Source organism: Mucilaginibacter sp. FW306-07-L, assembly GCF_058782065.1.
Genome location: NZ_JBYSXI010000001.1, coordinates 850,730 through 870,177 on the forward strand (window position 1 = coordinate 850,730; position 19,448 = coordinate 870,177).

General features: G+C 44.8%; 11 protein-coding genes. 9 read left to right on the forward strand and 2 right to left on the reverse strand.

The features are described 5' to 3' along the window. Positions 1 to 127 precede the first annotated feature (127 nt). Entirely contained in the window at positions 128 to 1,708 is a 1,581-nt protein-coding gene (locus tag AC3WJC_RS03890; RefSeq protein ID WP_492397757.1) for a M20/M25/M40 family metallo-hydrolase, read from the forward strand. Positions 1,709 to 1,770: 62 nt separating this feature from the next. On the opposite strand, the gene AC3WJC_RS03895 is transcribed toward AC3WJC_RS03890, so the two are convergent. After that, the gene (locus tag AC3WJC_RS03895) at positions 1,771 to 1,980 is read right to left on the reverse strand and encodes a hypothetical protein (RefSeq protein WP_492397758.1); all 210 of its coding nucleotides are present in this window, start codon (positions 1,978 to 1,980) and stop codon (positions 1,771 to 1,773) included. Positions 1,981 to 2,233: 253 nt separating this feature from the next. Between AC3WJC_RS03895 and AC3WJC_RS03900 the strand changes: the two genes are divergently transcribed. The 8 genes from AC3WJC_RS03900 (at position 2,234) to AC3WJC_RS03935 (ending at position 16,889) form a co-directional block, all read left to right on the forward strand. After that, positions 2,234 to 3,448: a Pycsar system effector family protein gene (locus tag AC3WJC_RS03900; protein WP_492397759.1), complete on the forward strand. Its 1,215-nt coding sequence runs from the start codon at positions 2,234 to 2,236 to the stop codon at positions 3,446 to 3,448. Continuing rightward, positions 3,438 to 5,477 (forward strand): polyphosphate kinase 1, encoded by a 2,040-nt coding sequence (gene ppk1, locus AC3WJC_RS03905; RefSeq protein ID WP_492397760.1) that lies wholly within the window; start codon positions 3,438 to 3,440, stop codon positions 5,475 to 5,477. Before AC3WJC_RS03900 ends, ppk1 begins: the two co-directional genes overlap by 11 nt. Continuing rightward, complete coding sequence (locus tag AC3WJC_RS03910) at positions 5,461 to 6,348, forward strand: SdiA-regulated domain-containing protein (RefSeq protein WP_492397761.1); 888 nt, start codon at positions 5,461 to 5,463, stop codon at positions 6,346 to 6,348. The genes ppk1 and AC3WJC_RS03910 overlap by 17 nt, the downstream gene beginning before the upstream one ends. A 35-nt stretch (positions 6,349 to 6,383) precedes the next feature. Then, positions 6,384 to 7,004 (forward strand): phosphatase PAP2 family protein, encoded by a 621-nt coding sequence (locus tag AC3WJC_RS03915; protein WP_492397762.1) that lies wholly within the window; start codon positions 6,384 to 6,386, stop codon positions 7,002 to 7,004. Continuing rightward, positions 6,976 to 10,623, forward strand: a complete 3,648-nt coding sequence (locus AC3WJC_RS03920) for a BamA/TamA family outer membrane protein (RefSeq protein ID WP_492397763.1) — start codon at positions 6,976 to 6,978, stop codon at positions 10,621 to 10,623. The genes AC3WJC_RS03915 and AC3WJC_RS03920 overlap by 29 nt, the downstream gene beginning before the upstream one ends. An 18-nt stretch (positions 10,624 to 10,641) precedes the next feature. Beyond that, positions 10,642 to 12,990, forward strand: coding sequence for a hypothetical protein (locus tag AC3WJC_RS03925; RefSeq protein ID WP_492397764.1), 2,349 nt, complete (start codon positions 10,642 to 10,644; stop codon positions 12,988 to 12,990). 39 nt (positions 12,991 to 13,029) lie between these two features. Then, complete coding sequence (locus AC3WJC_RS03930) at positions 13,030 to 15,606, forward strand: BamA/TamA family outer membrane protein (RefSeq protein ID WP_492397765.1); 2,577 nt, start codon at positions 13,030 to 13,032, stop codon at positions 15,604 to 15,606. 263 nt (positions 15,607 to 15,869) lie between these two features. Next, positions 15,870 to 16,889, forward strand: coding sequence for a LacI family DNA-binding transcriptional regulator (locus AC3WJC_RS03935; RefSeq protein ID WP_492397766.1), 1,020 nt, complete (start codon positions 15,870 to 15,872; stop codon positions 16,887 to 16,889). Here AC3WJC_RS03935 and AC3WJC_RS03940 read toward each other — a convergent pair whose 3' ends face one another. After that, positions 16,890 to 19,262: a mechanosensitive ion channel domain-containing protein gene (locus AC3WJC_RS03940; protein WP_492397767.1), complete on the reverse strand. Its 2,373-nt coding sequence runs from the start codon at positions 19,260 to 19,262 to the stop codon at positions 16,890 to 16,892. Positions 19,263 to 19,448: the final 186 nt, after the last annotated feature.

The window sequence follows — 19,448 nt, forward strand, 5'->3', positions numbered from 1 at the left end:
ATCTTCATAATTTAGGTACCCGTTCTTTATAGCGGTTTAAATGTGATGCTCTCCGGAAACGGGGAGCTTTTTTAGTAAAATACCTGTTGCATACGGGGTGTAATTTTAAAACTTCATAAATTACACCATGAAACTAACTGACCTCAACTTTAAACCGGCCAAAGCCCTTGCGTCCGCATTGCTTATTACAGGCACGTTGTGCAATTACACCGCCTATGCCCAAACCAGGGACGCCGTTGTAGATAACATAGTAAAAGAAGCTAACGAAAATTCGCAGCTAAAAAATCTTGCCCACGAGTTGCTTGATGTGGTAGGTCCACGCTTGGTAGGCACGCCGCAAATGCAGCAGGCCAATAACTGGGCAGTTGAAAAATATAAAACCTGGGGCATAGCCGCCCGTAACGAAAAATGGGGAGAGTGGCGCGGATGGGAACGTGGAATATCGCACATTGATATGGTTTCGCCACGTGTGCATACCCTTGAGGCTACCCAATTGGCCTGGAGCCCCGGTATGAAAAAGAGTGTGACTGCCGAACTGGTGATCATTCCTGATTTAGCCGATTCAGTAGCGTTTAAAAAATGGCTGCCCACGGTTAAAGGTAAATTTGTTTTAATATCCATGGCGCAGCCAACCGGCAGGCCTGATTATAACTGGAAGGAGTTTGCCACGCCCGAATCATTTGAAAAAATGAAAAAGGAACGTACCGCGCAAACCGAAGCCTGGGCCGCACGTATACGCAAAACAGGTTATACAGGCCGTACGCTGCCTGTAGCGCTTGAAAATGCCGGTGCCGCCGGTGTGGTGATCAATAATTGGTCGGCTGGTTTCGGCGTGGATAAAATATTTGGCGCTTACACTAAAAAAGTGCCAACCATTGATGTGGCGCTTGAGGATTACGGCCTGTTGTTCCGCTTGATAGAATCAGGCCACAAACCTAAGATCCGCGTACAAACCGAATCAAAAGAACATGGCGTAGTACCAACCTTTAACACCATTGCCGAAATTAAAGGAAGTGAAAAGCCAAATGAATACGTGATCCTTTCAGCCCATTTCGACTCATGGGACGGCGGCACCGGCGCGACCGATAACGGTACCGGTACTCTTACCATGATGGAGGCTATGCGCATCCTGAAAAAAATATATCCCAACCCGAAACGTACCATACTGGTAGGGCATTGGGGTAGCGAGGAGCAAGGCCTTAACGGCTCTCGCGCTTTTGTTGAGGATCATCCCGAGATCGTGAAAAATATACAGGCGGTATTTAACCAGGATAACGGTACCGGCCGGGTAATTAACCTGAGTGGCCAGGGTTTTTTAAATGCTTATGATTACCTGGGCCGCTGGCTGAGTAAAGTGCCTGACAGTATCCGTACCCAAATTGAAACCTCATTCCCTGGCGCGCCGGGTCGTGGCGGGTCTGATTTTGCTTCATTTGTAGCGGCAGGTGCCCCGGCATTTTCATTGAGCTCAAACAGTTGGTCATACGGTACCTACACCTGGCACACTAACCGCGATACGTATGATAAAATAGTTTTTGACGACCTGCGTAAAAACGCGATGTTAGCCGCTATACTGGCTTACATGGCCAGCGAAGATCCGGCTAAAACATCAAACGAAAAGAGTGTAATGCCGATTAACCCACGCACCGGCGAACAAACAAAATGGCCTGAACAAACATCACCAACCCGTAAAGGTGGTTTAGATTAATATGTTTTTTCAGTATAACAGAAAGGCACCTTTACCAAGTGCCTTTCTGTTATAAACGTGCTTTATTTTTTTGATGTGGCTACTATAACTATGCCGCCTATCAGCAACACACCACCCAGGTAAGGCGGCCAGCTTACTGTTTTTTCCTTATCTGCCGATACCTGTATCGGCCCGGCATCTATCACTTTTTCCTTTTTTGTATAGGTAAAGCCTGTCCATATCAGCATGGCAGCGCCAATAACGATGAGTATAATTCCGGTAACTTTGTTCATGGTTCTATGGTTTATGTATATTCATAAAGCAGCAGAAACAGCAAAATGTTTTATTTGGCAGATATAGCGCGACCGCATCTCATGCGGCTCAGCTTTGCTAAACAAACTATTGCCGGCCATAAAACCATGTCAGGGTTAAGTCTGAAAAATAATATCAATAGAATAAAATATCTTTATAGGCGTTAATACGCCGTCCTTATTTTGTATAAACACAGTAATAAGCGATATTTATAATACTATTGACCAAACACACATGAACTACAAACAATTGCTGGACGAGGTAAAAGAGCATGTAACCAATTATTTTCATGCTCATAAAAATCCCGATCTGGTATACCATAACCTTAACCATACCAAAAATGTGGTTGCTGCCGCCATGCAGATCTCCAACCATTACCAGCTTAATGATGAGGACTATTTTATAGTGATAGCCGCCGCCTGGTTTCATGATATGGGTTATATGATCGATGCTTCAAAGCATGAGCAAAGCAGCGCCGAGGCCGCTACTGAACATCTGAAACATAAAGGTGTTGACCAGGCAATAATCGCTAAAATTCAGGGCGTGATAATGGCCACCAAAATGCCGCAAAACCCCAACGGGTTGCTGGAGCAAATTATGTGCGATGCGGACCTGTTTCACCTGGGTACGGCCGATCAGCGTAAAACCAGCAGGCAGTTGCGTGAGGAAATGCTGTTGTTTTGCCATAAGGATATAAACAAGACCGACTGGCGCAAAAAAACCATCGAACTGATGGAAAGCCACCATTACTTTACTGATTACGCCAGGTTGCTACTTGATGATCAGAAAAGTAAAAATCTCGCCGAGCTCAAAGAACGCCAATCAAAAAGTGACAGCAAAGGGCAGGATATGGTAGTGTTTGATAAGCAACCTGAACCCAAGAAAGGGGATGACGAGCCGGAGAAAAAGAAAAAGGATAGGCCCGAGCGTGGTATTGAAACCATGTTCAGAATCAGTTCAACTAATCACCAGCGCCTGAGCGATATGGCTGATAATAAGGCGCATATCATGATTACGGTAAATTCGATAATCCTATCGGCAATTATCAGTTTGGTGCTTCGCAAGCTGGATCAGGACAGTACCTTTCTGATACCTACTGTTATGCTGATCTCTATAAGCTTGCTTACCATCACCTTTTCCATACTGGCAACGCGCCCATCCATACCTGATGGGCGCTTTACATTGGAAAATTTGAAAAACAAGGATGTAAACCTGCTTTTCTTCGGTAATTTTTACCGCATGTCGCTGGATGAATACAGTGCCGGTATGTTCCAGCTAATGGAGGACAAAGAGTTTTTGTATGGCAACCTGATACGCGACAATTTTTCGCAGGGTGTGGTGCTGGGTAAAAAGTACCGCCTGCTGCGCATTTCATACAACATCTTTATGTTCGGATTGATCGTGTCGGTTTTAGCTTACATTATCGCCTCGATAGTTAATGGCAAATAACAATTTATTTAACGACCGTGACCTGAGCTGGCTCTCATTTAACGGGCGCGTATTGGCCGAGGCTACCAAAGCAGAAGTGCCGCTGCTGGAACGCATCAAGTTCCTGTCCATCTTTTCATCAAACCTGGATGAATTTTACCGCGTACGCATGCCCGTGCTGGCTGCTTTGCAAAAAATTACCAGCGATGGCGACGGCGCTAACACCGCCAACCTGCAGCAAGCCCGTAATACCATACTGGCGCAGCAACAGCTTTTTGGCAAAACACTGCTATCGCAAATTATACCCGCACTAAAGCAGAATAACATACACCTGTTTTATAACGAGGATATACCTGATAAGTATAAGCCGCTGCTTACCGCTTATTTTTATAGTGATGTGCTGGGCTTTTTGCAGCCGGTTTATGCCGGCGTTAACGATATTAACTTTTTCCCTCAAAACAACCAGCTTTATTTTTTGGTGACCTTTGAGGCAGGCAGCAAACTTGAAACTGCCATTGTTAATATCCCGTCAGACAAAGTGCCGCGCTTTTACACCACCAATAGGGATGGCGAAACCGCGGTTTTCTTTCTGGATGATATTATGCGGCTTAACCTTAACCTGCTTTTTCCGGGTAAAACTATTAAAGGTTGCTATAGCTTTAAGATAACCCGCGATGCGGAACTCGACCTGAAAGATGAATACACCAGCGATATTGCCGAGCAGGTAGAGAAGCAATTGAACAAGCGCGATCAGGGTTTGGCTACCCGATTTTTATTTGAGCCGGGTATACCTTTACATAGCTTAAACCTGACTACTGAACAGCTTGGCCTGGCCAATGCCGTAAGTGTTGAAGGGGGCAGATATCATAACTTAAAGGACTTTGCCGATTTTCCGGTTAAAAATGCCGGGCTTAGTTATAAGCGCTGGCCGTCTGCTGCTTATCCGGATGTTCCGGGTGATACTACCTTGCTGCAATATCTGGACGGGCAGGACGTTCTATTAAACGTTCCGTATCAATCATACCATAGCATTTTACGTTTTTTTAACGAAGCCGCTACCCATCCAGATGTGGAGGAGGTATACATTACGTTGTACCGCGTAGCCAGGGAATCCAAAATTGTAAACGCGCTCATCAGCGCGGCTAAAAACGGTAAAAAGGTAACCGTAATGATTGAGTTGAAGGCCCGGTTTGATGAAGCTAACAACATTAAATGGGCCCGGAAGATGAGGGATGCCGGTGTGCGGATTATTTACAGCATAACGGCACTCAAGGTACATGCCAAGGTGGCGCTGGTAAAACGCAGGCAAGGCGACAGGATAAAATATACAGGCCTGTTAGCTACAGGTAACTTTAACGAGAGCACGGCATCATTTTATACCGATCATATTTTGATGACGAGCAACCCGGCCTTAACGCGCGAGATGGAGTTGCTGCTATTGTTCCTTACCAAAAGGCAAAAACCGTCCTCAGCGGATCTGATCCCGTTCGGTGAATTACTGGTGTCACAGTTTAACCTGCAACGGCGGTTTTTGGAATTGATTGACCGGGAGATAGCGAATGCGGAGCAAGGATTGCCGGCATCCATTATCATCAAGATAAATAACCTGGAAGAAAAGGTGCTCATTAATAAATTGTATGATGCCTCACTCGCCGGAGTAAAGATACAATTGATCGTTCGGGGAATATGCTGTATAGTGCCGGGTGTTGCCGGAATGAGTGAAAATATTGAAGTGCGCCGCATTGTTGACCGCTACCTGGAGCACGGACGGATTTTTATTTTTGAGAATGGTGGCCGGCAGGAGATCTACATGGGCTCAGCCGATTGGATGAACCGTAACATTTATCGCCGTATAGAGGTGTGTTTCCCGGTGTATGATGCCGGTATCAAGGCGCAGATATTGTATCTCATCCACCTGCAATTGCAGGACAATGTACAGGCGGTTTACATCGATCAGGATATGAACAACAGGCTGGTTGAAAGGCATGGCGACGCGGTGCAATCGCAGTTAGCCATTTATAATTATTTAAAGAATGAAGCAGTTGTATAAAGAGTTTAAATTTCAAACCGTATTTCTATTGGTATTGTCGCTGGTATTCATCAGCTTTTCGTGCATGCAAAAAAAGGAGGCCGCGATAAACCCGCCGGGCTACGATCTGTCAAAACCTCAAAAATTTGCTATGCCGGCCAGCCTTACCGAAATATCAGGCCATGCCTTTTACAAAGGCGATCCGTCAATGGTGTATGCGCAGGAGGATGAAAGCGGTAACGTATATCATTTTAAACCCGGCGACAAAAACGTAACCGCAACTAAATTTGGCGGCCCCGGAGATTATGAAGATATAGCCATTTGCCGCGAGCAGGTAATTATGCTGCGTAGTGATGGCGTGTTGTTTATCTTTCCCTTCACGCAGTTAAAAGCAGGTAAAGTTACCACGGTAAAAACGATAGATAATATATTGCCAAAAGGCGAATATGAAGGCATGTATGCCGACGAAAAAACAGGTACCCTATACATCATTACCAAAAGCAGCAAAGCTGACAAAAAAATGAACGTTACTAACGGCTATAAGTTCAACCTTTCGGCCGGTGCTAACGTAAAACAGGCAGGTGAGTTCAGCATATCAACCGAGGAGATAGCGGCTATAACCGGCGATAAAAAGAAAAAGAAGAAGGAAAAATTCATGCCTTCGGCCCTTGCTAAAAACCCGCTTACCAATGAGTGGTATGTGCTGTCATCCATCAATAAAATGGTGGTGGTAACTGATGGTAACTGGAAAGTTAAGGCTGTTTATCCGCTTAACCGTTCACTATTCCCGCAGCCTGAAGGTATGGCTTTTGACAGGCAGGGCAACCTTTACATTTCTAACGAAGGTGGTAAGGGCAGTGGTATGCTGCTTAAATTTGTATATACCAGGTAATTTGTATATTTAAAGTAAATTAAAAATATCGTGTAATGCTTAAATGTTTTTTGCTGTTTATTTTTGCTGCTGTAATAACATTTTGTAAGCCGGTTTGTGCCCAGGGTTGGGATGCTAACCTGCTGAACAAGATCAATCCGGACAGGCCGACATCACAATACTGGATAAATACCAGTAATTCGGTTTACTGGGCAGGTGCCGCTGTACCGGCGGGCTCGCTCATTTACGGGTTGATAAGCGGTGATGAAAAGGCGAAGCACAGTTCATTGGATCTGTTTATGAGTTTGGGTGCCAATATGCTGGTTACTGATTTGATGAAACGGTCATTTAACCGCACGCGCCCTGGTGATAAATATCCGAATATGATCTATCCGGTATCGCCAACAAGTGATATGTCAATGCCATCAGGCCATACCAGCCTGGCTTTTGCAACGGCAACAACCATGTCATTACAATATAAAAAGTGGTACGTAACGGTGCCTGCCTATGCTTGGGCGGCATCAGTAGGGTATTCACGCATGTACTTAGGTAAACATTACCCCTCAGATGTATTAGGTGGAGCGGCGTTAGGGATAGGAGCGGGTTATGCAAGCCATTGGCTTAACCGAAAATTATTTAAACGCTACTATGCTACACCAAAGCCCTATGCGCAATAACTTTACTACGATATTAAAACTCACTATACTATCAATATTAATTTTTAGCATACATAACGCCATTGCACAAAAAGGCCCGGTAAGTTACCGGGTCATTTTTATTGGTGATGCCGGCGAAATGGATACACAGCAGGGCGCGGTGCTTGCCCATGCTACCGCGCAAACCCTGCCCGGTAAAAGCATGGTTATGTACCTGGGCGATAATATCTATCCGCATGGTATGGGCCTGCCCGGCAGCCCGGAGCAAAAGCAAACCGAAGAAATACTGCGGTCGCAGTACAAACCCTTTCGGGATAAAGGCGTGCCGGTATACTTTGTGCCCGGTAACCACGATTGGGACAGGATGGGGCCGCAGGGACTGGCCAAAATAAAACAGCAGTGGGCTTTTTTAGATGCTCAGCAGGATAGCCTGCTTAAACTGGTTCCGCGCGATGGCTGTCCTGACCCAGTAGAGATAAACCTGACCGATAATTTAACCATTATTGCTTTTGATAGTGAGTGGTGGCTGTTTCCGTACAGCAAGGACAACCCTGATGCCGAATGCGACTGTAATAACCGCCAGGATATTATTGCCCGTATGCAACAGTTGTTTGATAAAAACAAAGGCAAAACCATATTGCTGGCATCGCATCATCCCTTTAAAACTTATGGCACGCACGGCGGATATTACTCGTTAAAGGATCATATATTTCCGCTTACGGCCGTTAAAAAAAACCTCTATATACCGCTGCCGGTAATCGGCTCATTGTACCCTGCGCTGCGTACGCTGTTCACCAATCCTGAAGATACGGGGCATCCGCTGTACAAAAACATGATACAGCAGGTTGACAAGGTATTTAACGGCTACCCTGATCTGATCCATGTAGCAGGGCATGAGCATGGCTTACAATTCATCAAGAGTAAAAAACTTACGCAGGTAGTAAGCGGAGCAGGAGCCAAGCGTACTTACGCTAAAAAAGGCAAACATGCCCTTTTTGCCGATGCTACGCAAGGCTATGTTACGGCTGATATGATGCAGGATAAAAGCATGGTATTCACCTATTATATTTTTACTGATGGTGTAGTAAAGCAGGCTTTTACCTACACACAGCCTTATTTACCCGTAAATTACCGCGACTCCATACCTAAGCCGATAGCTGCCGATAGCATGGCAGTTGCCGTTAGGCCGGAGTATAATAAAGGCGGCAGCGCGCACCGTTTCTTTTTTGGTGAAAACTACCGTAAGGAATGGGCACAGCCTACCAGGTTACCTGTTATCCGCCTGTCGCAAATACATGGTGGCTTAAAGCCAACGCAACTGGGTGGTGGCTACCAGTCAAAGTCATTACGCCTGGTTGATAAGGATGGCAAGGAATGGGTGCTCCGCAGCGTTGAAAAAAGCCCTGAAAAGGTGCTTCCCGGCGAATTGCAGGAAACTTTTGCCAAGGACTGGGTGAACGATGCCATGAGTGCGCAGCATCCGTATTCGGCATTAATTATACCGCCCATGGCCGATGCCGCGAAAGTACCTCATGCCAACCCGATCATAGGCGTGGTATCGCCCGACCAAAACCTGGGTAAATACGGCAGTATATTTAACAATATGGTGTGTTTACTTGAGGAGCGCGAGCCGATAGGTGAATCAAAAAACACGGTAAAAACTATTAAAGCGCTTAATAAGGATAACGACAACAGGTTTGATAGCCGTGAATTTGTGCGTGCCCGTATGCTTGATCTGCTGGTAGGCGACTGGGACCGCCACGAAGACCAATGGCGCTGGGCCGAAAAGAAACAAGGCGATAATACTGTTTATACCGCCGTTCCGCGCGACCGTGACCAGGCTTTGTACGTAAACGAAGGTCTGTTTCCGGGCATAGCAGGTTTGCCATGGGTAGTACCTACCTTACAAGGTTTTGATGATGATATCCCTTATGTTAAATGGTCGATATTTAAATCACGCTTCCTGAATATGTATCCGCAGGCACACTTCACTTACCAGGAATGGATGAATATGGCTACGGAGTTTGTAGCTGCCCAAAGTGATGAGGTGCTGGAAGCGAGCCTGAAAAGGTTACCCGCCGAAATATATGCCATTCGCCACAACGAATTGTTGGCTAAGCTAAAACAGCGCAGAAATAATATACCGGCCGCCATGGCTAAATATTACAAATTCGCCTATAAGATAGTTGACATACGCACCACCGATAAAAATGAATTGGTTGAAATAACCGGCGATACCGCCCGTTCGCTTAAAGTAATCATCAAAAAAATAAATAAGGATGGCAAAACCGAGGACGTGCTGATGAGCAACACCTATGATCGTAAAATCACTAAAGAGATCAGGTTATATGTGGAGGATGGTGATGACCATGTTATTATCGACAACAAAACATCGCCTATAAAGCTGCGGGTTATCGGCAAAAAGGGCGATAAGGTTTATGAAATAGCCAATACCACCAAAAGCATCCCGCTATATAACAAAGGCAACAACATTACCTTTAAAGGCGATAGTTCCCGCTTTAAAAAACACCTGCGGGCTGATAGCGCTAATACGTCCTTTGTAGCTGTTGATTTATATAACCGGCTGATACCGCTGGCAACAGGTGCTTTAAATGCTGATGACGGGTTGATTTTTGGCCTGGGCTTCAAGTATATACATCAGGAAGGTTTCCGTAAAGCGCCTTATAATGATTCGCATCAGCTTATGGTCAGTCATTCATTTGCAACAAAAGCTTTCCGCATAAAATATAACGGCGAGTGGATGGAAGCAATTGGCAAAGCCGACATAACTTTGCAGGCATTAATACAAGCCCCCGATAATACAGCCAACTTTTTTGGCCGTGGCAACGAAACTGATTTTGACCGGGTTGGCAACTGGAAACGCTTTTACCGTACCAGGTATAATACAATGGAGATCGATCCGGCACTGAGGTGGCGCACCTCGCCGGGTACATCAGTAAGTATAGGCCCGTCATTACAATACTATCGCCTTGACCGTGACGACAATGCAGGCCGCTTTATAAGCAACACTTCACTGATCGGCTCGTATGATAGTGCTACCGTTGATAAGGATAAGGTGCATGCCGGGGTGGTATTTAATTTTATAAGTGATAAGCGCAACAATGCTATACTGCCAACATGGGGCAATGTAGTAAATATAAAAGTAGAGGGATATGCAGGGTTAAACAGCTATTCAAAATCGTACATACAAATACTGCCCGAAGTGGCCTTTTATAAAAGCCTGAACGCCAGCGGCTCAATAGTACTTGCCGATAGGATAGGCGGCGGTGTTACCATCGGTAAAACGGCTTTCTACCAATCGCTCTTTCTGGGTGGTGTTCAAAACCTGCAAGGGTTTCGCCAGTACAGGTTTGCCGGTCAGCACAGTGCTTATAACAACCTGGAGCTGCGCATTAAACTGGGCGATTTTGCCAGTTACATTTTGCCCGGGCAATTTGGCATAACCGGCTTTTTTGATGTTGGCCGCGTTTGGGAAAAAGGCGAGCAAAGCGATAAATGGCACATAGGTAACGGCGGCGGCATATATTTTGCACCGGCACGTATGGCTGTGGTACAGTTAGTTGCCGGGCATTCTGACGAAGGCTGGTACCCCTACATATCTATGAAATTTAGATATTAAAGATAACACACCAAAAAAATGCACACCGAAATACTTGAAATAAACCAGGACCAATGCGTTGTTTGCCAGGTTGAAACAAGGCTATCCTTTAAACCGCTGGTAAACCACCTTAACGAGCGGTTAAGAACCGAGCACCCTATTAAGGCGCAGTTTTATAGATTTTTGCTGGAAAAGCTCGGCGCGCTGGAGGCCGACGACTATATTATAAAAGTTGCTGATCTGAATAAGCATCAGGAAACGCTGGTGCTGGTTTATACCATACTTACGCCGCTTGTTGCCAGCGAGAAGGAATTTTATTGGGCCATGAGCACGCCCGTGCCCGATAAGATATTTTTTAGTACCGATGCCTTTTTTGAGTTTTACACCAGTAACTCACATGTAGCCCATGTAGAAGGGTTTGAGGATGAGGAAGACCATATCCGTAAAAAGCAACTGCAGTTTATTTACCAGCTTATATTAAAACGGTTTTACAATTTCACATCCATATTTAAGGATGAAAAGGTACTGACCTATACCGATCCGGCAACTAACATTAATAAGTATTTCAGCATACATGCCGATACCAGCTTTATTGATGTTTTTGTGGAAGGTGAGCTGCCTGTGCTTGATTTTGAAGCCATTGGTGAGCAGATGCATGAGGGTAAGGAACTGGAGTTACTGATTGAACTGCTGCCCTTAAACCTGTTCAGGCTGGAGGGTTTTACCATACTCACGGTTACGGATATAACCATGACGCGGGCCATTGATAACCTGCGCTCCATATTGGTTGAACATACCGATGAACGCACAGCCTATCCACAGGTAATACAATCGCTTAAAACCCTTGCCGGTAACAGTGATATTGAGTTTGGCGTAATGCCTTTTTTAACCATAAATGATAAGCTGGTATTTGACAGTGAGGAATGTAAGGACAGCATATTATTTGAAGCCGCTTTAAATGCGGGCATTGCTGAAGAGGTAATGTATGCGCTGGTTGAGGAGTATCGCGAAAATCCACGCCCCATCATCTACACTAAAATTACGGATGAAAAGGCCATGGATAACGTGTTGCTGCGCATTGTTAAAAAAGCAGGTATATGCGCTTACACGCTCATCCCTATCTATTACAACCAGAAACTTGCCGGTACCATGGAACTGCACTCTAAAAAGGAGCTGATTATTGATGAGGTACTGCTATCAAAGTTACAGCGTGCTATACCCTTGCTGGCACAGTTATTTCAATATAGTATTGACCGTTTCAATACCGCTATCGACTCCATATTAAAAGACAAGTTTACCGCCCTGCAACCTTCTGTACAATGGAAGTTTAACGAAGTTGCCCTTAACTATTTAAAGGGCCTTAAGAACAGCGACCGCATACCGGTAATTGATACCGTAGTGTTTGAGGATATGTACCCGTTATTTGGTGCTATTGACATACGCAACTCTACCATTGAACGCAACGTTGCTTTACAGGAAGACCTGAAGCAACTGCTAAGCGTGCTATGCGGAACACTCAAAAGCGTAAAAGGCCAGGTGGAGATGAGTATTATCGACAAGCTGATCTACAATGTGGAGGAGTGGGAATCACGCATCAGCGAGTACACCAATACCAATGACGAGGTGATGCTGCGCGCGTTTTTAGATAATGAGGTTGACCCGCTGCTTAAACACATCCGCACGGGGCACCCCGATACGGCGCATGTAATTAATGAGTATTTTAATTCGGTACGTGAAGAGAGCGGTGTGGCTTACCAAAAGCGCCGGGAATTAGAAGCCTCCATGCAACTGATCAACACATCGGTAAGCCATTACCTGGAAAAGGCGCAGGCCATGCTACAGAAGTCGTACCCGTGCTATTTCAGCAAATTCCGTACAGACGGGGTTGAGTATGATATTTACATCGGCCAATCCATAGCTCCCGAAAGGCCTTTTAACCAGGTGTATCTTAAAAACCTGCGTTTGTGGCAGGTACGCTCTATGGTTGAAATTGCACGCTTAACCGCTGGCTTGGCAAAAAAAATGATTAAGCCGCTGCATACCACGCACATGATATTTATCCATTCTAACCCGATCAATATCAGTTTTAGGAATGATGAACGCCGTTTTGATGTGGAGGGAGCATACAACATTCGCTACGAGGTAGTAAAGAAACGCATTGATAAGGTACTGGTAAAAGGCACCACCGAGCGCCTTACCCAGCCCGGCAAAGTGGCGCTGGTATATTTTAACCAGCAGGAAGCGGCAGAATACCTGGAATACATACAGTATTTACAGGAGCAAGGCTTTTTAACCGGCGAGGTAGAGCAACTGGAACTGGAAGAATTACAAGGCGTGTCAGGCCTGAAAGCCATCCGCGCAGCGGTTAAGTATATTGATACCGAATAAATTTATTAGAATTGCATTAGAAACAGGCAAGTAAGCGCAATGAATAAACTTTATCATATCCTTTTATTCATTGCGCTTTTGTTTTTTGTGCCGATGCAGTTGCGGGCGCAGCAAAGCACAGGTACCGACAGCATTACCATAGCTATCGCGCCTGAGTATAACCAAGTAAGCAAACTGCACCGCTTTTTTTTAGGGAACCACAACCGGGCAATATGGGCGGCACCTGTTAAGTTGCGTATCATCCATCTGTCTACCGAAAAGGGTGGTTTAAAAATACTACAGTTAGGCGGCGGTATGCAAACCCGCTCGTTACGCTTGCAGGATAGTACCGGCCAGCAATGGGTACTGCGAACACTGCAAAAATACCCTGACCGCAAACTGCCCGAAAATCTCAAAAAAACCGTAGCCAAGGATATTCTACAGGATCAGGTATCATCAGCGCACCCGTTTAGCGCGCTAACAGTACCGCCGCTGGCATCGGCTTTGGGTATTCCTCATGCTAACCCGGAGATTGTTTATGTAGCCGATGATGCAGGCTTGGGTGAATACCGGAAGGATTTTGCCAACCAGATTTTTTTACTGGAAGAGCGCGAACCGCTTGATGCGGAGAAAACCTATAATACCGATAAGGTACAGGAAAAGATACGTGACGATAACGATAATAAGGTTGACGAAAAACTGGTGTTACGCGCCCGCCTGCTGGATATGCTGATTGGCGACTGGGACCGCCACGAAGACCAATGGCGCTGGGAAAAAACCGAGGGCAAAAAGGGAGATATTTATAAACCCGTGCCTCGCGACCGCGACCAGGTATTTTATTATACCGATGGTTTGTTTCCGTGGATCGTATCGCACCAATGGTTATCCTCCAAGTTTCAGGGCTATGGCGATCATATTAGGGATATTAAGGGGTGGAACGTGCAGGCCCGCTACTTCGACCGCTATTTTCTGAATCAGCTTGATGAAGAAGATTGGAAGAAAGAGATAATCTACGTGCAAAAAACGTTGACCGATGAACTGATCACATCCGCGGTTAAACGAATGCCCGATACGGTTTACAAAATATCCGGCAGCAGGATAGTAGCCAATTTTATATCGCGCCGTAATAAACTGATGGCGCAGGGGCTGGAATATTATCGCTTTATATCAAAATACATAGAGATACCCGCCACCGATAAGCACGATGGCTTTACCATAACCAACTATGCTGATGGCAGCCTGAAAGTGGCTGTTAACAAAATAAAAAAGGATGGCCGTGTTGACCACTCTACTTACAAACGCACCTTTTATCCTGATGTAACCCATGAGGTAAGGCTTTACGGTTTTGATAACAGCGACCGGTTTGATATAACCGGATCAAATCCTTCAAAAATAAAGCTGCGCATTGTGGCCGGTACCGGTAATGATACCGTGCGCATTGCCGATAGCCTGCACAACAAAGGCAATATCTATGTTTACGATCTGAAACAGGAGAGCAACGTATTGCCACCGCGTTCGCAAGCCAAGCTGCGACTTTCTTCGGATAGTTCGGTAAACCGGTACGATAGGGAAAGTTTTAAGTATGACAGGTTTGCTATTGTTACCCTGGCCAATTACGGGGTTGATAAGGGCATTTCACTGATCGGAGGCTTTTCGTACGAGAAGCATGGTTTCCGTAAGGAGCCGTATGCTTACCGGCACGAATTTTTAACAGAATATTCGCTGGCCCGTAAATCATTTGTGTTTACTTATACCGGCAATTTTATAAAGGTTTTTGGCAACACTAACCTGATGGTAAACTTTAAGGCACGCGGGCCAAACAACGTAAGCAACTTTTTTGGCCTGGGCAATGAGAGTGTTTTTATAAACCGAGGCCGACGCGAAATTGGTTACTACCGTAACCGGTACGATCTGATAACCGGTGATGTGTCACTCTACCAGAATATAAATAACTGGCGTTTCAGCGCCGGGCTTGCCGGGCAATTTTATACCGCGTCGCAGGATAATAACGAGCGTAAGTTTTTAAACCTGTACAACCAGCAAAATCCAGATCAAAAAGTATTTGCAGACAGGGCTTATGCAGGTTTTATAACTAATGCCCAATTGGACACCCGTAACAAGGCATTAATACCAACACAAGGTATGTTTTGGAATACCACCTTTTCCGGCTATGCCGGGGTAAGCGGCGGGCATAACAAGTATTTGCAGTTACAATCGGAGTTTGGGTTTGTTATCAATCCGGATCGTGACTCGGTATGGGTAATTATTAACCGCACCGGCGGGGGGCGAATATTTGGTGATGCCGAATACTTTCAAAAAGTGAAGCTGGGTGGTTTGGCAAACCTGCGCGGCTTCCACACCAACCGCTTTACCGGCGAAACCATGCTGTACAACGATTTGGAAACCCGCGTTAAATTGTTTGATTTTAACTCGTACCTGTTGCCGGGCTCAGTTGGCTTAATAGGCTTTACTGATGCAGGGCGGGTATGGTCGCCGGGAGAGGATTCAAACAAGATCCATGTGGGCTATGGCGGTGGCTTATACGTGATACCCGCGCGACTGGTACTTATCGAGGCCATGATGGGATTTTCGCGCGAGGGTGCCATACCTTACATCTCATTGGGCCTGCATTTTTAATGTTGGTATCCGCTTATGTACGTGAGTTAAATTATAGTAACCTGATGCTTTTTAAATAATTATTAAAGTTTGCTTTAAAGTGTATATTTTGCAATCGATTTGAAAAGTGGCAGATGTTAATTAATATTATTTAATTATTTGCATTTTTGAACAAGTGGCTTTATTCATGGTTTTCAATGCGGCAAATATCAATCACTTTGCTCCTATAAAATCTTGATAGCCATTCAACCTGATTAATTATTATAAGATCTAATTCCAATTCAATGTCGAAGAAAAGGCTGTCTATTGTTGATATTGCTAATAACCTTAATATATCAAAAACCACAGTATCATTTATACTTAACGGGCGAGCCAAAGAGAAGCGCATTAGTGCCGACATGGTTGAGAAAGTGCTTAAATACGTTAAGGAAGTTGGCTATAAACCTAATTCGCTGGCCAAAAGTTTACGTACCGGTAAATCAAATACCATAGGCCTGATCGTTGAGGATATATCAAACCCGTTTTTTGGCACTATTGCCCGCTTAATTGAGGATAAGGCCTATAAAAATGGTTATAAAATAATTTATTGCAGTACTTATAACGATACACAAAAAACGAAGGACATGATCAGCATGTTTCGCGACAGGCATGTTGATGGTTACATTATTGCTCCGCCCGAGGGTGTTGAGGATGATATTACTTCGCTGTTAAATGAATCAATGCCCGTAGTATTGTTTGACCGTTACCTGCCGACCATTGATACGGATTATGTGGTGGTAAACAACCAGTTTAGCGCTTATAATGCCACGCAATACCTGGTAGGGCAGGGTTATAAAAATATCGCGCTTATTACCTTCGCTAACGATCAAACCCAAATGGTTGACCGCATAAAAGGCTATCAAATGGCGCTAAAGGAGCATGGTTTAAAACAACTGATCAAGGAATTACCTTTCGCTGATGATCTTACAGAATCCATCACCGCGTTCCTTAAATCGCGCAAGGGTATTGATGCCATACTGTTTGGTACCAACCGCGATGCTACTTATGGTATAAAAATTATGCATAGCCTGGGCATCCGCATTCCTGAGGATATAGCCATCATTTCGTTTGATGATTCGGACGCTTTTGAGCTACATACCCCGCAAATAACTACGGTAGCCCAGCCTATTGAAGATATGGCCGAGCACATCATTACCATTTTGCTGGATAAGCTGAACAATAATGGCGCAGGCACCAAAAACCAATCGGTTATTTTACATACCGACCTGGTAGTTCGTGGTTCATCTCAACCGGCAAAAAAATAGCTACATGGTTTTTACCTCGATAGCTTTAAAGCGGCTAAGCAGTTGCTGCAATAAACGGCTTTTAAAGCCTGCCTCGGCATAAATATTATTGATCCAAACCAATACTTTAAGTTCAATACTATCAGCACCAAATGAGTTGATAAGCAGCTCGGGCGGCAGGTTTTTTACTCTGTCGTCTACTTTCTCTACTTCCTCTTCAATTATCTTTTTAATGGCTTCAATATCGGTATCAATGCCTACTTTAAAAATGATCTCGGTTTTTAGGTAATCATTGCTTAGCGTCCAGTTCACCAGGCGGCCGGAGAGCAGATCGCCATTTGGAATGATCACTTCGCTGCCTTGAGGGGTAAGCATTTTGCTGGAGCGTATACCAATATCCTGCACCTTGCCTTTTTTATCAGCCAGCTCAATATAATCGCCGATACGAAAAGGTTTTTCAAATATCAATATGATGCCTGATACAAAATTGTTTACAATGTTCTGCATCCCTAAACCAATACCTACCGATAACGCACCCAAAACTACAGTTAGCTTATCAATAGGTATTCCTGATGCCGTTATAGCCAGCAATACACCTATTATAATAATAACCAGCCTGATCAGCGCGAGCTTTGAACCTTTGTGTTCAACCTTGTCGGCCAGATTACTGCTGCTACTACCTTCGCCAAACAGCACGCCCACATGCTTTTGCAGCATATTGGCCAGGTAAACAATTACCGCGAAGAACAACACATTGCTCAGCGTGAACTTTACGCTGCCAAAGGCGCGTTCTTTTATCAGTATTTGCTGCACCAAGGCATACACACCACCGGCAATGCTCAGGTTTATCATAAACACCAGCAACCAAAGCACTACGGCAACCACGGTAAGTGCTTTTTTAAATGAAGCGCGCGACCGGCTTACACTAATGCGTGAAAACAAACCATCGGAACAGGCGCTAACTTTTATTTGCAGTTCGAGCGCGTCACTCAATATCTGTATAAAAACAGCCAGTCCAATAACCTGGGTCAAGCCTATTATAGCCGTGGTGCTGTAAACCTTTGCCAGGCTTATGCGGCCAAAAATATTCAGCAATACGGCCAGCCCGTTAAGAAATATAAATATGATCAGCACCGGCTTGGTAAGTTTTGGGGCCACACCCTCTTTACTTAACCTCCTGATAAAATAAATGCCGGTGTAAATAGCGAAAACATTTAGCCCCATTAACCAAAGGCGCATCCATATAGCATCCTGCACTACAGAGGTAGAAAGCACGATCACCACGTAAAGGCCCACCACAAACAACCAGTATTTTAAGTCCTTAGGATCGAGATGTTTCCAGAACATAACGGTTAACGCCGCCAATGACAGAAATTGTGTTAGCTCGATATATAAGGATGGCGAATCAGGCTCAAAAAGCGGCGCTATGTTCAATACAAGTATCAGGGTAGCTAAAACAGGGTAGGGCCTGATGTATTTAAAACTCAGCTCACCTACCTTATCATGCAGGGCGGCTTGCTTTGTTTTTTTAAAGTTTCTGAACACCCAGAGGTAAAATGCAATGCCGGTAAGCAGCAATAGCACCCGGTTATCCCACGAGGAATCAAAAAAGTAACCTAATATTTTATTCTGTCCCTCAAAGGATGATCTGATCAGTTTAAGCAGGTCATTATTCTGGCTTTTTACCGGTGCCGACCAAATGTAAGGTGCCTCACGCCCCAGCGCGCTTCGTCCGGATTGTTGCAGGCGCTCGTCAATAGTGCTCTGCATATCATTCACCGTAAGGTACACTGCCGATACATCAGCCAGTAACTGGCTAACGGTATCTAACCCGGCCGATGTTACCTTGCCTGCCCCTTGCAGCCTGAGTTTTATATCGCGTAGCTGGGCTTCGTAAAGTTTCTTCTGTGTGGTATCCCGGTTGTCAACATTCAGCAGCGAATCGTTGCTAAGTTCTACCACCTTATCGGCGCGTTTTTGCAGGTCGCTGTTTAGTTTGGTTAACCGGGCCTGCCAGTCGGTTAGTTTTGATTGCGCATCCTTTAGTATCAAGTTATAGCTCAGCAGGCTTTTGGTATCAATTACTTTTTTAGTAACGGCGAGGTCGCTTTTTACCGGCGCGATACTTTTGTTAACATCCTCCAATCCGCTGCTTATGCCATCAATACGGTACCCTTTTTTATTGGCCGAATTAATATCCGTAATGGCGGCCTGTGCCTGTTGTATCTTAAAAAGTAAAGTATCAGGTATGGTATTAACCGTATCGGCAGGGGCAACCTGCGCTTTGATAGTTTCACTATAGCCCAATAAAACTAAAACACTGGCTATCAGTATAAGCCAATGGTGATTGAAAACGGTATATGGTATAGTTTGGCTTGCTTTTTTTATGATCATTACGGTGGTATAGTTGTAATTTATTTATAAAACTTGTTTAAAGGCTTATGGTTTTTCTTAATATAAACTACAGTTAAAGCCGCTGTTAAATGGTTGGTTGTTTTTTTACAAAATCAAAACAAGTAAACAGTGCTGCAATACCTAAAAATTATACCTTTACCGCATTCTGAAAAACTGATAGATACT